The sequence below is a fragment of the Paenibacillus sp. YAE3 genome, from assembly GCF_057546105.1.
This window is the reverse complement of the sequence record NZ_BAAIYF010000002.1, coordinates 197,125-211,575: the sequence shown is the minus strand read 5'-3', so window position 1 is coordinate 211,575 and position 14,451 is coordinate 197,125. Positions and strand designations below refer to the sequence as shown.

General features: G+C 52.9%; 11 protein-coding genes. 7 read left to right on the top strand and 4 right to left on the bottom strand.

What is annotated here, in order from left to right:
* Position 1: 1 nt before the first annotated feature.
* The gene (locus AC27KL_RS03815) at positions 2-769 is read right to left on the bottom strand and encodes an HAD family hydrolase (RefSeq protein WP_487168907.1); all 768 of its coding nucleotides are present in this window, start codon (positions 767-769) and stop codon (positions 2-4) included.
* Between the two features lie 13 nt (positions 770-782).
* On the bottom strand, positions 783-1,700 hold the full coding sequence (locus tag AC27KL_RS03810) for an ArsR/SmtB family transcription factor (RefSeq protein WP_036711973.1): 918 nt from the start codon (positions 1,698-1,700) through the stop codon (positions 783-785).
* A gap of 168 nt (positions 1,701-1,868) precedes the next feature.
* On the opposite strand from AC27KL_RS03810, the gene AC27KL_RS03805 reads away from it, so the two are divergent.
* The 5 genes from AC27KL_RS03805 to AC27KL_RS03785 are packed head-to-tail and all read left to right on the top strand — an operon-like array spanning position 1,869 to position 7,328.
* Positions 1,869-3,020, top strand: coding sequence for an MFS transporter (locus AC27KL_RS03805; protein WP_487169136.1), 1,152 nt, complete (start codon positions 1,869-1,871; stop codon positions 3,018-3,020).
* Between the two features lie 54 nt (positions 3,021-3,074).
* A complete protein-coding gene (locus AC27KL_RS03800) occupies positions 3,075-3,800 on the top strand; it encodes a phosphonate ABC transporter ATP-binding protein (RefSeq protein ID WP_487168906.1) in 726 nt (241 codons plus the stop codon).
* A gap of 42 nt (positions 3,801-3,842) precedes the next feature.
* On the top strand, positions 3,843-5,189 hold the full coding sequence (locus AC27KL_RS03795) for a hypothetical protein (RefSeq protein ID WP_339324533.1): 1,347 nt from the start codon (positions 3,843-3,845) through the stop codon (positions 5,187-5,189).
* A complete protein-coding gene (locus AC27KL_RS03790) occupies positions 5,182-5,880 on the top strand; it encodes a response regulator transcription factor (RefSeq protein ID WP_036711982.1) in 699 nt (232 codons plus the stop codon). Before AC27KL_RS03795 ends, AC27KL_RS03790 begins: the two co-directional genes overlap by 8 nt.
* On the top strand, positions 5,877-7,328 hold the full coding sequence (locus tag AC27KL_RS03785; RefSeq protein WP_487168905.1) for a HAMP domain-containing sensor histidine kinase: 1,452 nt from the start codon (positions 5,877-5,879) through the stop codon (positions 7,326-7,328). Before AC27KL_RS03790 ends, AC27KL_RS03785 begins: the two co-directional genes overlap by 4 nt.
* Positions 7,329-7,437: 109 nt before the next feature.
* On the opposite strand, the gene AC27KL_RS03780 is transcribed toward AC27KL_RS03785, so the two are convergent.
* Complete coding sequence (locus AC27KL_RS03780; protein ID WP_487168904.1) at positions 7,438-8,658, bottom strand: glucose-1-phosphate adenylyltransferase; 1,221 nt, start codon at positions 8,656-8,658, stop codon at positions 7,438-7,440.
* Positions 8,659-8,867: 209 nt separating this feature from the next.
* Between AC27KL_RS03780 and glgB the strand changes: the two genes are divergently transcribed.
* Positions 8,868-10,907 (top strand): 1,4-alpha-glucan branching protein GlgB, encoded by a 2,040-nt coding sequence (gene glgB / locus AC27KL_RS03775; RefSeq protein ID WP_487169135.1) that lies wholly within the window; start codon positions 8,868-8,870, stop codon positions 10,905-10,907.
* Positions 10,904-12,340 carry a glycogen synthase GlgA gene (glgA, locus tag AC27KL_RS03770; protein ID WP_339324536.1) on the top strand — a complete coding sequence of 479 codons (1,437 nt, stop codon included), beginning with the start codon at positions 10,904-10,906 and terminating at the stop codon, positions 12,338-12,340. The genes glgB and glgA overlap by 4 nt, the downstream gene beginning before the upstream one ends.
* 74 nt (positions 12,341-12,414) lie before the next feature.
* Here glgA and AC27KL_RS03765 read toward each other — a convergent pair whose 3' ends face one another.
* Positions 12,415-14,166 (bottom strand): alpha-glycosidase, encoded by a 1,752-nt coding sequence (locus AC27KL_RS03765; protein ID WP_339324537.1) that lies wholly within the window; start codon positions 14,164-14,166, stop codon positions 12,415-12,417.
* Positions 14,167-14,451: the final 285 nt, after the last annotated feature.

Genomic DNA, 14,451 nt, shown 5'->3' with positions numbered 1-14,451 from the left:
CTTAGTTTAGAGCCCGTTGTTTGCGTTCCTCGGTGAGTTTGCGCTCGATGATGCCCGGCACTTCCCCGATCGAGGAGATAGTGTAAAAGGAACTGTCGGGATTGTGACGCAGTTCCACCATATTGTATACCCACTCGTTGGACTGTTTGATGTAAATGCTGTTCAGTCCGGCGGAAAGCGCAGGCATGACATCGGTTCGCAGCGAATTTCCGATCATCCAGGTGCGGGAGCGGTCAAACGCGCCGACCTGCAAAATATGTTCTAGCGTCGCTTCGTTTTTATGCTGCGTGATGTAAATCCGGTCGTCGAAGTAGTCGCTGAGCTTCATCTGATCGATTTTACGCTGCTGGATCGCGGTCTCCCCTCCGGTGTAAAGGTAAAGCCGATGTCCTTCGTTCTGCAGCGTTTCCAGCGTTTCGACCATGCCGGGATAAGGCTCCACTTCGCGTTCGTATACGCTCAGCCCGAGCTTGTTCAGTTCTTGTTCTTCATCCAGGCGGATGGGACGGCCCAATTTGCGGCAGAAAAACCGGTAGGTTTCGATCAGGGATTTGGGGAAGTTGCCGCTGCTGAAGCCGGTGCGTTTTACCTGTTCGACGTCGATGTCGATTTGTTTCTGCCGGATTTCGTCGGTCGTAAGCGTCTGGGCTCCGAACCAGTGATGCATCATTTCATAGAATTCGCCCAACACAAGGCCGAAATATTTATTGCAATGGATGAGCGTGTCATCCAGGTCGAACAAAATATGCTGTTTGAATGTCTGACTCAAAGCGGTTCACTCCTTATAGACGCATGTAAGATTCCAGGAACATTTGGAGCTCCGATGCACCGTCCGGACGGATGCTGAATTTTTCCTTCTCCTCCACGCCGAGATGAATCCGGAGAAGCCCGGCCACCCGCAAAATCATCAAATGGTGCTTAAGCAGTTCCTCGGATTGATCCAGGTCCCGGATCATTTCTTTGAGGGAATGCGGTTTTTCCGCCACGTAGCGGAGCAGGCGCAGCCGTTTCGGATCGGAAAGCGCGTGGGTCATCCGCAGCAGGCAGGTTGGCGGCTCGTCCTCGTCTTCTTCCGGCACGTCGACGGGATATTGGATCAGCATCATTTTTTTATAATAGCAATAGGCGTTAATCGGCCGATTATGAACGGTCGGGAAGAGCACAATCGTTTGCACTTCGGGCGCGTTTTCGATGACCAGTCCGCCCGAAGCGTATTCGACGAGGCTCAGCGGGTCCATTTTGGTGAGCAGGATCCGTTTCTCTTTGGCATCTTCTTCGATGAGCGGGATAATGTCGGGTTCGATGTTCTTAAAATAATGCTCATACCATAATTCTAACAGTGGCGTATATTGATCGCGGATCCGCCGGGCTTCCTCGACCGTCAGGTCCGGAAGGTACGGGGACGCCGCCTTGTGGAGCACATCGTCGGGCGTTTCGTATAAGCATTCCAGGAAGCAAGGAACGGAATCGCCGTTGTTACGGTGGATCGCCCAGGCATAAAGCACGTCGTAATCGTCGAAAGGCCAAGCCGACGCTTGCGACAGGGCGGCCGACACGTCCGGCGGGAGCTTGCTTGCGACTTCGCTGATCCATTCCGGCCCGATGTCCAGATTGCGGACCCATTTCTTCGATATATATACCATGAAACTGCCCAGCAGCTCATATATGGGTGAAACGTCTACTTTCACTTCATAGTTCATGAAACTGACAACCTCCTATGAAATCAGTGCACCTTCTTCATTATGGCTTGTTGAGTAGCGGGTTGTCCACTATAATGTTCAAGTAGTTTGCCCGGAAGTATAGAAGGAGGAAGTATATTCGTGTCACGATCCAACAGCAGGAAACGCAGCTCGTCATCTTTAAATTACATGATTTTGCTTACCGTTATCGTTGCGGCAGGGGTCAGCCAAGGGCTGCTTTTGCCGCTTTTGGCGATTTTTCTCGAACGGATGGGGGTATCGTCCTCCATGAACGGATTGAATGCGGCAGCCCTGTACGTAGGCTCCTTTGCCATGACGCTCATCGCCGAGCGGACGCTTGGGAAGCTCGGCTTTAAAAAGCTTGCGAGCGCAGGGCTCGTGCTCGTGCTGGTTTCCGTCATATTGTTCCCTCTTGTGCCAAACGTCACGTTCTGGTTCGTTCTCCGGCTGCTGGTCGGCATCGGAGACAGCGCGGTCCATTACACGGCGCAGCTTTGGGTATTGATGGTGACGCCGGAAGAGAAACGGGGGAGAAATCTTTCCATTTACGGCATGTCCTATGGCCTCGGTTTCAGCCTGGGACCGCTCGGCATTCCGCTGCTTCAGCTCGGCGACAACGCGCCGTTCATCGTGCTTGCTGTGCTCGTCCTGTTGGTGCTGGTGCTGGTGCTTGTCAAACTCCCGGATCTGCGCGCCGAAAAACTGGATGCGGAGGACCGTCCGGTCAAACGGTTCCGCCGCAGCTATGCGTTGGCATGGTACGCGCTCATCCCTGCCTTGCTTTATGGTTACATGGAATCGGGAATCAACAGCAACTTTCCGGTATACGGCCTGCGCGTCGGGCTAAGCGAGCAGCAGATTGCCTTTTTGCTGCCGTTTATCGGGGTGGGAGGTTTGATCCTTCAGCTCCCGCTGGGCATGCTCAGCGACCGTTTCGGACGTAAACGGATCCTCATGATCACCGGCATCCTTGGCGGCCTGGCGTTTATGCTCGTGCCGCTTGCGGGAACGTCGACGGCCGCGATTTTGGCGCTGCTTCTTCTTGCCGGCGGCATGATCGGTTCCTTTTTTTCGCTTGGGCTTGCTTATGCGGCCGACATTCTTCCGAAAGCGCTCCTGCCCGCCGCGAACGTGGTCGCGTCATTTCATTTCAACGCCGGCAGCATCGCCGGGCCGAACGTCGGGGGCACGCTGATGCAGTACGGCTGGAACGGGGGGCTGTTTTTCGCGCTCGGCCTGGGTTTTGTCCTCTTCGGATTCCTCGGTTTCGCTTTCAGGAAAAGGGCGGATTCCGAATCCGGCGTATCGCTGTACTCCTGAATGCGAATGCATTATGATAGAAGAAAGAGAACGAGAGACAAGAGGAGAAATGTCATGATCAGAATCCAGCATTTAACCAAGTCCGTCGGAGTCGATAAAATTCCCGTTTTAAAAGGCGTCTCTCTCGATTTTCAGCGTGGGGAAATGATTGCGCTCGTAGGAGCAAGCGGAAGCGGCAAAAGCACCCTCCTGCGCTGTCTGGCGCTGAAGGAAAAATGGGATCAGGGCAGCTTCGTAGTCGACGGCACCGACATTTTGAAAGATCCGCTTGCCGGAAAAAGAAAAATCAGGCGGGAATGGGCATACTTAGAACAGAATCCGCAATTGAACCTGAAACGGACCGCTTTGAAAAACGTTCTGATCGGACAGGCCGGCCAAACGCCGCTGTGGCGGATGGCGACAGGCATGGTGAGGTCGGACGATTACATGGGCGCCATGGACGTCATCGAGCAGCTTGGCCTGTTGGAGAAGGCGCATGACAAATGCGAAAAGCTGAGCGGCGGCGAACGCCAGCGCATCGCGATCGCGCGCGCGTTGGTGCATGGGGCCAAGGTGATCCTGGCGGATGAGCCCGTCATCGGACTGGATCCGAAATCGCAGGAGAGCGTCATGGAGACGTTGAAAAAGCTCTGCGAAGAAGAGCGGGCGACCGTGCTCACCGTCATCCCGATCGAACTCGCCGAACGTTACGCGACGCGGATCGTCGCTTTATCCGACGGCGAAATCGCCTTCGATATTTCCGGGCGCCGGCTGACGGTTCGCGAACGAAATATGCTATAAAGCCTGTTAAGCAGGGCTTTGGATAGAAAAGAGTGATCATGTTTGGTAAAACGCAATTGGTTTTATATTCCCGCTGCTTTGCTGCTGGTGATGATGCTTAGCGGCTGCTCGTTTATCACCGACCCGGTGCAGCTGATGAAAACGCCGGAGCTTTCGGCTGAAAAGGAATCATTGCGCTCGATTATCGAGGCGAACCGTCCGGAAAACTCCACCCTGATTCGTGCCAACGCGGAAGAGGATACTAATATTATCCATTTCGTGGATTTGGATAATGACGGCGTAAACGAAGCCGTCGTATTTTACGAGACATCGGAGCAAAATATCGGCATTCACGGCATGATTTTCAAAAAAATCGGCGACGCTTGGGAAAAACAAACCACGTTTGACGGCGAAGGCAAGGTGCTCGAGTCTTTATATTTCAAAGACATGACCAATGACGGCCATATGGACATCGTCGCCGGTTTTTCCGGGAAAAGCGACAACGAAACCGAAGAGGACCTGCAAAACGGACTCATCATTTACAGCTACAACGGCAAAAACGTCGAACGGATTCTCGAGCTTCCGTACACCAATTACGTCATCAGCGACATGAACCGGGATCACCTGTATGACTTGACCGTCGTCAACCTGAAACGCGGGGAAAGCAACTTCATAACGACGTATCAATATAAGGACGGCAGTTTTATCGAACTGGATAAGCTTGAGATGAAGCCGTACATTTACAATTACTACAACGTTGCCGCAGGCAAGGTGTACGCCGATCAAGAAGGAAACAGCGTGGAAGGCATCGTGCTGGACGCTTCGCTTTCCCCGGTCGGAGAATCCTCGATTACGAGCATTATCGTGATGGAAGACGGCAAACTGAAATCGGTGCTTCCGAAAGAGGATCAAACCTTGCGTATGTACCGGGTGTACAGCGAGGATATCAACGGCGACGGGATCATCGAAATTCCGCTGCTGGAGCCGCCTGTCGGCTGGTCGTATTTTAAGAATCAGGATGATGTCCCGTATTTTTACGCGTATTATCAATGGGACGGCAAAAGCGGATTGAAGTTCGTGGCCGAAAAATTCCACGATTTCAAAAATGATTTCGATTTCGGATATTTTCCTCCGCAGCTTCATAACAAAATTACGGTGGACACCAAGTCGCAGCTGGGCAAATATTTGCGGTTCGTGGCGACGGACACCGGAAAAACGATCGCGGAGATCAAATATTTCACGCAAAGCGAATGGGATAAGCAGAGCGATGACTGGAAGTACCTGTACCGGACGAACGGCAAAGTCATCGGTTACAAGAAAAACTTCGACTTTGACGTCATGAACAACAACAAAAACAAGTCCAAGGACGAAGTACCGCCAATAGAAAGGAAGGACAGGCAAAGTGAGTAAAGTTTTAATTTTGGAAGACGAAGATTCGATCCGCGGGTTTACCGTGATCAACTTGAAACGCAACGGATTTGAAGTGCTGGAAGCGACAAACGGTAACGAAGCGCTGGATATTTTGCTGAATACGCCGGACATCGATATCGCCTTGCTTGACGTCATGGTGCCGGGAATCGACGGGTTTGAGGTATGCCGCCGGATCCGCGAGACCAACCAGCGCCTCGGCATCATTTTCCTGACGGCCAAAGTGCAGGAGCAGGACAAGGTGTACGCGCTGTCGGTAGGGGCGGACGACCATGTCAGCAAGCCGTTCAGCCCGACGGAACTGATTGCAAGAATCCAATCGCTGCTGCGCAGGGTGAACATTCACCGCGAAACGTCCGCGAAGGTCACTTTCCAATCCGGACCGTTTTCGCTGGATTTGATTTCGAAGCAGTTTCGGAAAAACGGGCATACGATTGAACTTACGCCGACGGAATTTTCATTGGTACAATTTTTCCTGGAAAAAGAAAATACCCCGCTCAGCCGGGATGTGCTGTTGGATCACGTTTGGGGCAAGGATTACATGGGCGATCCGAAAATCGTGGACGTCAACATCCGCCGTCTTCGCCAGAAGATCGAGGATAATCCTTCCGAACCCGAATTCCTCCAGACCGTTTGGGGTCATGGGTATAAATGGAAGGGTCAGGGACAATGATCAAAAAAGGCATTCGCCGGCAGATCGTGATGCACTACTTCATCGTGGTGTTTTCGACGCTGCTCCTGGCCGAAGTCATTTTTTTGCTTGCGATACGAAGCTATTATTATGACAGCATATACAGCCATATTAAGCAGCATATAACGCTGATGGAGGAATACCAGAAATTCATCACCACGTCGGATGACGGCAGGACCGATTTGACCAATCTGCTCTCCAACTATAAATTGAAATTCACGGAGCTGCAGATTTTGAATACGCAGGGAGAGGTCCTCATCAACTCCTCGGAGTTTCAGCCCGACGTGTCGATCAAAACAAGCGACATTTCCCAAGCCCAATCGGGGAATATCGGGCGATGGGTCGGCCGCCAGCCGATTACGGGCGAAGACGTCATGGCCGTGTCGAAGATGGAGCAGACGAACGGGCAGGACGCGTACATCGTCCGATACGTCACTTCGCTGGAAAGAGTGAACGAGAAGCTGCTGAACGTCACGCTCCTCGCCACCGGCGTGGCCGCCGCGGTCCTTGCGCTCGTTCTTGCCTTCAGCCTGGGACTTGCCAACTCGATCGTAAAGCCGTTGAATACGATCACCGCGATTTCGGCGCAGATGGCCAAAGGCAAATTCAACGTCCGCATCAAAGGCGACTACAAATACGAATTGGGCGAACTCGCTTCGACGTTGAACTACATGGCGCAGGAGATCGTACGCAGCAACCAGGTAAAAGACGATTTCATCTCCTCGATTTCCCATGAGCTGCGAACGCCGCTCACCAGCATCAAGGGCTGGAGCGAAACGATCAATTCCGGCGGATACGATCCGGAGGAAACGAAAATCGGGATGGAAATCATCACGAAAGAGACTGAGCGCCTGATCGGCCTCGTCGAAGAAATCCTCGATTTCTCGAAGCTGCAGCAAAACGAGATGAAGGTCGTGTTCGGCCGCGTGGATTTGAAGGAGCTTCTCCAGGAGATCATGCTGAATTTGTGGACCAAAGCGGAAAAACGTTCTATTCAGCTTCGGCTCGATTCGGTTGACAAACCACTCGTGGAAGGGGACGCCAACCGGCTTAAGCAGGTATTTTTGAACCTGGTGGACAACGCCATCAAGTTTTCGCACGAAAATTCGTTTATCGATTTGCAGGTTACGTTCGAAGGCAACAACGTCGTCGTTCAAGTCCATGATACGGGGATCGGCATCAGCGAAGACCATTTGGTGAAGGTCAAGGACCGGTTTTTCCAGGTCGATCCGCTGAATGGCGGTACGGGCCTGGGGCTGGCCATCTCGCAGCAGCTGGTCGAGCTGCATCACGGCATTCTGCTGATCCAAAGCGAGCTGGGCGTGGGCACGACGATCGTCGTCCGTTTGCCGAGATTGCTTGAGGAGGAAACTGCGGTCCAAGCGCAGGAAACGCAAACGCAGCTTCCGGAAGGCTCCCGGAACGAATAAAAACCGCAAAGAGCGAAATCCATTTCCATGGATCTCGCTCTTTTTGCTTTTTCTCCTTGTTTGCAGCTTCGCGAAAATTAGTAAACAAGCTTTGGGCTTTGCTTGAATATTATGAAGATAAGCCTCCCGCACGCAGTCGCCCGGTTTTTTCGTATACTTCCTGCAAAAGGCGGGCAGGCTGTGTACGAATCGTCGGTTTGGGCAGCACCGTTTCGTGAGGACCTACCACAAACACCTGATCCGGAGAGCCTTTGAGTATGGTACCGTCCTTGATGACGGCGCCTTCCCCGATAATGGCGCGTTCGATGTAGACGTTCCGTCCGATTCTTACGTTCGGCATTACGATGCTGTCCTTGATTTCCGAGTATTTTCCGATTTCGACGCCGCAAAAAATAACGGATTGATGGGCCGTGCCGTCGATGGAGGAAGCTTCGGACACGAGGCAGTTCGCCGCCGCTCCGGCCCGCATGCGATGCCCAGCCGATTTTGCGGCCCAAGGGCGGGTGTACATCGGCCAATCGCTGTTGTGGAGCTTCCATGCGTTATCGTCCGACAATAAGTCCATGTGCGCTTCCCACAGGCTGTGAACGGTTCCGACATCCTTCCAGTACCCGTCAAAACGGTAAGCGAACAACCGGTTCTGTTCGGCAAGCATTTTCGGGATAACGTCTTTGCCGAAGTCATGGCTGGAATGGGCATCCTCGGCATCTTCGATCAAATGGCGGCGGAGGTAATCCCATTGAAACAGATAGATGCCCATCGAAGCCAAATTGCTTTGCGGCACGGCCGGCTTTTCGGCAAATTCGGAAATGCGGTGATTTCCGTCCACGCTCATGACGCCGAAGCGGCTCGCTTCCTCCCAAGGCACCTCCATGACCGAAATGGTCGCTTCGGAACGCTGCTCTTTATGGAACCGGAGCATTTTTTTGTAATCCATATGGTAAATATGATCACCCGAAAGGACGAGGACATGTTCGGGCTTTTGGCGATCAATGTATTCCAGATTTTTGTAAATCGCGTCTGCCGTCCCTAAGTATGTCGCAGAGCTTGCACTGGATGCAGGCAGAAGCGTGATGCCGTCTTCTCCGCTGCGCTTCAGGCCCCAAGGTTCGCCTTCTCCAATGTGGTTGTGAAGCGATTCCGCCTCATATTGCGTGAGAACACCGATCGTGTCAATCCCCGAATTCACGCAGTTGCTGAGAGGAAAGTCGATGATACGGTAACGGCCGCCAAAAGGAACGGCTGGCTTTGCCTGTTTGGATGTCAAAGGAGCCAGCCTGCGGCCCTCGCCCCCGGCAAGCAACATGGCGATGCATTCTTTCTTTTTCATGTCGTTTCCCTCCCAAAAATTTGTCAAGGTAATTACTGCTTAAACGGGGCCTCGCCCATCTGAAACAATTGTATTGAAAAAAATTTGGAAAATTACGAATTTATTTTTCAAAAGTCATTTTTATGTTTAATCTGGCTACAATGGGGTAATGGTACACGTCCACTCTTTTTAATAAAAGAAGGTGATCTTGATTGGCAAAAACGAATGGGATGCCCGGGGCTGCGCCTACAGAAAAAGACATATACTTATTCCATGAAGGGACCTCCTACCACAGTTACAGAATATTGGGCGCTCATCCTGCTGTGGAAGATGGTCTGGAAGGCGTCCGGTTTACCGTCTGGGCTCCGCATGCGCGGCATGTCGGTCTGGCTTCCGACTTCAACGGTTGGAACGGAGCGAAGGATTCATTACATAAGATACCCGATTCGGGCATTTGGACTCGTTTTTTTCCGGGGATCGGGACAGGTACTTTTTACAAATTCGATATCGAGGGACCGCATCGCGAACGTTTTCTCAAAGCGGATCCGTATGCTTTTCAGGCGGAGCTTCGTCCCGCAACGGCTTCCGTCGTCACGGACCTCAGCGGATATGAATGGGGCGATGCGGCATGGCGGCGGAAAAAAAGAGGGCCGTACGCCAAGCCCGTCAACATTTACGAGATGCACCTGGGAACCTGGCGGCGGAAGGAAGACGGATCGCTGTATTCGTACAGGGAAATCGCCGATCTGCTGATCCCTTATTTGAAACGGATGAACTATACGCACGTGGAATTTATGCCGCTGGCCGAACATCCTTACGACTTGTCATGGGGGTATCAATGCACGGGGTATTACGCGGTGACGAGCCGTTTTGGTTCGCCGCATGATTTTATGTATCTCGTCGATGCCTGCCATCAGGCCGATATCGGGGTCATTTTGGACTGGGTTCCCGCCCACTTCACGAAAGACGCCCACGGGCTGCGCATGTTCGACGGCACGCCGTTGTTTGAATACGCCGATCCTTTAAAGGCCGAAAAACCCGGCTGGGGGACGCTCAGCTTCGATTACGGCAAACCGGAGGTCCGTTCTTTTTTGATTTCCAATGCGTTGTTTTGGCTCGACGTATTCCATATCGACGGACTCCGCGTGGATGCCGTGACCAGCATGATCCGGCTTGATTTCGAAAAAAAGGAAGGCCAGTTTCCGCTCAACGAACGCGGCGGCGTGGAAAATTTGGAGGCCATCCGTTTTTTGCAGCAGCTGAACACAACCGTGTTTGCCTATTTTCCCCACACGCTCATGATGGCCGAAGAGTCCAGCGCTTGGCCGGGCGTCACGGCCCCGGTCAGCGAAAACGGGCTCGGATTCAACTACAAATGGAATATGGGCTGGATGAACGACACGCTCGATTACGTCGAGGCCCCCTTTGAGCAAAGGCCGTCGAAGCATAACCTGCTGACGTTCCCGATCGCCTACGCCTATTCGGAAAATTTTGCTTTACCGCTGAGCCATGACGAAGTCGTCCACGGCAAAAAATCGCTGCTCGGCCGAATGCCCGGCAGTTATGACCAGCAGTTCGCCGGACTTCGCATTTTGCTCGGGTATCAAATGACGCATCCGGGAAAAAAGCTGCTGTTCATGGGCGGCGAATTCGGCCAATTCATCGAATGGCGCGACCAGCATGAGCTGGATTGGCTGCTGCTGGAGTACGAAAGACACCGTCAGCTGCAGCAATACGCGGCCGACTTGAACCGGCTCTATCTCCAGGAGAAGGCGCTGTGGGAGCTGGATCATGAGCCCGAAGGATATCGGTGGATCAGTCCGCACGATTTTTCGCAAAGCGTCATTTCCTTTGTGAGAAAAGGGAAAAAACAAGCCGACACGCTCATCGTCCTCATTAATTTTCTTCCCGTACGGCGCGAGCATTACCGGATTGGCGTTCCTCGTCCCGGGACTTATGTTCCGTTGTTCCAAAGCGAAGATCAAACGTACGGGGGGCAGGGCGTATCGGTCAACGGCCCGATCCGGTCGGAACGAATCCCCTGGCATGATGAGCCAAACAGCTTGGAGCTCACGCTTGCGCCGCTGAGCCTGATCATTCTGAAGCGGGCACCGGCCGCCAAGAAAGACAGGAACATCCCATCCAAGAGAAGGCGGCAAAACCGCCGCGCTGAGGCCGCCAGGCCGATTCCAGAGCCCGAAACCGGCAAAAAAGGAAGCCGGACCCTTGTCGAGAGTTTAATGGCAGAGGAAGGAGACAACGAAGCATGAACGTATTATTTGCTGCCGCGGAAGCCGTCCCGTTCATCAAAACCGGGGGGTTGGCCGACGTGATCGGAGCATTGCCCCAAGCGCTTGCGGCAAACGGGGTGGATGTCCGCGTCGTGCTTCCGAAATACCGGGGCATCCCGGAACAATACAGGGAACAAATGGAGCATGTCGGCGAGATTTACGTTCCGGTCGGCTGGCGAAGCCAATATTGCGGCATCGAAACGTTAAATCACGACGGCATCACCTATTATTTCGTGGACAACGAATATTACTTCGGCCGCGACGCCGTATACGGCTACATGGATGACGGGGAGAGGTTCGCTTTTTTGAACCGGGCGGTGTTGCAGCTGCTGCAGGCGATCGATTTCCGGCCCGACGTCATTCACTGCCATGACTGGCATACGGCGCTCATTCCCGTCCTGCTGCATGCCCATTACAGGCATGACCCCCTTTACGAAGGCATCCGGACGGTATATACGATCCACAATCTGCTTTACCAGGGCATTTTTCCGTATGAAGTACTGGGAGAGCTGCTGGAGCTGGATGACCGGTATTTTACGATGGATGGACTCGAATATTACGGAAAAGTCAATTACATGAAAGGCGGCATCGTGTATTCGGATCATGTGACGACGGTCAGCCCGACGTATGCCCGGGAAATCCAAACCGCGTATTACGGTTACGGTTTGGATGGGCTTCTGCGCGCATTGGGACCGAAGCTTAGCGGGATCGTGAACGGGATCGATACGAAAAGCTATAATCCGGCAACCGATCCGCATATCGCCAAGCAATACCGTTCAAGCCTTGCCAAGAAAAAAGAAAATAAAATCCGGCTTCAACAAGAGCTGGATTTGCCGGTATCGGCCGATACGCCCCTCATCGCCATGGTGACCCGTTTGGTGGAACCGAAAGGCCTGGAGCTGGTGATCCGGGTGCTGGATGAAATGCTCACTTTCGATGACATCCAGTTCGTGATCCTGGGCACCGGAGACGGCAAATATGAGCATTGGTTCAAGGAGGCGGAGCGGCGCCACCCCCAAAAGATGTCCGCCCGGATTACGTTCAGCGAGGCGCTATCGCGCAAATTTTACGCCTCCAGCGACATGTTCCTGATGCCGTCGAGTTTTGAGCCGTGCGGGATCAGCCAACTGCTCGCGCTGCGGTACGGAAGCATTCCGATCGTCCGGGAAACGGGCGGACTGAATGACACGGTGCAGGCCTACAATGAATATACGGGGGAAGGGAACGGCTTCAGCTTCGCCCATATCAACGCCCATGACATGATGCACACGATCCGCCGGGCGGTGTCGTTTTACCGGCAGCCCCGGCACTGGAGCCAAATCGTCAAAAACGCCGTCAGCGGCGATTACAGCTGGAACGTATCGGCCCGGGCTTACCAGGAAATCTACGATCGCGTGACGATCGGAACTTAGGTCGGCCGGATAAAAAAAGGAGCGCTCAAAGTCTTGATCCAAGACTTCGGGCGCTTCTTTTTCGTTCAGCCGAATTACTTTTTGGCGATGCGCCGGTATAAAATGCGGTACCCGTAAGGATCCAGGGCCACGTTCATGACGCCGTTTTCGGGCGAGACCTTTTCCCCGCTTAACGCGTCCTGCCAATCCGTGGCCTCCATCGGATGCGACAGCGTTTGCTTTTGCGCCGTATTGTTCATCCAGATCGTGAAATGATCCTGGTCGTCGGCGCGTTCGTAGATGATGCACGGGTTTCCCGGCTCGGCTTTGAGGAACCGGAATCTGCCTTCGCGCAGCGCCTTATGGGTTTTGCGGAGACCGATCATCAATTTGTAGAAATCGTATAGGTCGCGGTCCTGCTTGTCCTTTTCCCAAATCATGCATTTGCGGCAGTCCGGATCTCCGTCGCCGGCAAGGCCGACTTCATCGCCGTAAAAGATGCAGGGCGTCCCCATATACGTAAAAAGAAACACGACGGAAAGCTTCATTTTTCGTTTGTCCCCGCCGAGCCGGGTTAATAAACGCGGCGTGTCATGGCTGCACAGCATGTTAAAAACGACCTCGTTCGTCTGCTGGGGATAACGCATCAGAAGCGAACTCATGCGATCGGAAAAAGCCGCGCCGTCCATGCCGCCGTTAAAAAATTCGAGCACTTTGTCGGCAAACGGGTAATTCATCACCGAATCGAATTGGTCGCCCATAAGCCAAGCGAGCGAATCGCTCCATACTTCTCCGACGATATACGCCTCCGGATTCGCTTTTTTGACCACGTTTCGGAAATCGCGCCAGAAATGATGGTCGATTTCGTTTGCGACGTCCAGGCGCCAGCCGTCCAGGTTGATTTCTTTGATCCAATATTCGGCCACGTCGAGCAAATAGGCTTTGACTTCGGGATTGGCCGTGTTGAATTTCGGCATGTTCCCGAAAAAGCCGAAGGTATCGTACGTCGCGATTCCGTTTTCGACCCGGACCGGAAATTTGTTGATATGGAACCAGTCCTTATATTTCGATTTTTCCCCGTTTCGGATCACGTCCTGGAACGGCGGGAACTGCTCGCTGCAATGATTGAACACGGCGTCGAGCATGACCCGGATGCCTTTGGCGTGGCATGCGTCGACCACCCGCTTGAGCAGCTCATTGTCCCCAAAGTGCGGGTCGACCTGCTTATAATCGACGATGTCGTATTTGTGGTTGGACGGCGACTTGAACAGCGGCGTAAAATAAATGGCGTTAATGCCCAGATCCGCCAGATCGTCCAGATGGTCCAGCACCCCTTGGAGGTCTCCACCGAAGTAGTTGTCCGTTTTCGGCTTGCCGCCCCAGGCTTCGGTTCCCGGCGGATCGTTGCGCGGGTCGCCGTTCGCGAACCGTTCGGGCATGATTTGATAGAACACGGCATCCTTGGCCCAATCCGGCACTTTGAACACATCGATTTCATGTATGTACGGGAATTCGTAATATCCCCCCGGCGGAGGCGGACAATTGCGGTAAATGCCGCTGTCGACCATGTACACCGTTTCGGAGCCGGCCGAAATGCGGAACCCGTAAGATAAACGTTTGTATTTGGGTTTGACCGCCGCCTCCCAATAATCGAACATTTCGTCGGAGGCCGCCTTGTCCATCGTAATTTCAAAATAGGTGGCCTTCCAGTCGTATTTGTCCCCGGTCATTGCGACGACCGAAGTCACATCGTTTTTTTTCGTTCGGAATCTCAAATGAATGGTCCGCGGATCGTAAGCATAAGCCCACTTGTTGCGGGGCACGTGGTATAAAGCCTCCAATAGCATGACACTGCACCTCCAATAAATCCTCTATATGCTGCCAATCATGCGGTCGCTCGTAACGGTAGTATGCTCCGAAGCATGATTCGGCAATGTATCATGTAGGTTAATTACCAATCTAAAGTCGAAATGAAACGGATAGGTCCAAGTGTCTGGAAATATATTGTAATTAGATGAAATTACGTGAAAATACATTGCATAAAAATGCAGTTTGTTGTACGATAAAACATGTTTTCTGAAAGCTGATTGCGACATGCCATCAAGTCCATACTAGCGTTAATCCAATCAAAC

Excerpts from the sequence above, each read along its gene's own strand:
- AC27KL_RS03810 (WP_036711973.1), bottom strand. The coding sequence starts at position 1,700 with ATGAACTATGAAGTGAAAGTAGACGTTTCACCCATATATGAGCTGCTG.
- AC27KL_RS03805 (WP_487169136.1), top strand. The coding sequence starts at position 1,869 with ATGATTTTGCTTACCGTTATCGTTGCGGCAGGGGTCAGCCAAGGGCTG.
- AC27KL_RS03800 (WP_487168906.1), top strand. The coding sequence starts at position 3,075 with ATGATCAGAATCCAGCATTTAACCAAGTCCGTCGGAGTCGATAAAATT.
- AC27KL_RS03785 (WP_487168905.1), top strand. The coding sequence starts at position 5,877 with ATGATCAAAAAAGGCATTCGCCGGCAGATCGTGATGCACTACTTCATC.
- AC27KL_RS03780 (WP_487168904.1), bottom strand. The coding sequence starts at position 8,658 with ATGAAAAAGAAAGAATGCATCGCCATGTTGCTTGCCGGGGGCGAGGGC.
- glgB (WP_487169135.1), top strand. The coding sequence starts at position 8,868 with ATGCCCGGGGCTGCGCCTACAGAAAAAGACATATACTTATTCCATGAA.
- glgA (WP_339324536.1), top strand. The coding sequence starts at position 10,904 with ATGAACGTATTATTTGCTGCCGCGGAAGCCGTCCCGTTCATCAAAACC.
- AC27KL_RS03765 (WP_339324537.1), bottom strand. The coding sequence starts at position 14,166 with ATGCTATTGGAGGCTTTATACCACGTGCCCCGCAACAAGTGGGCTTAT.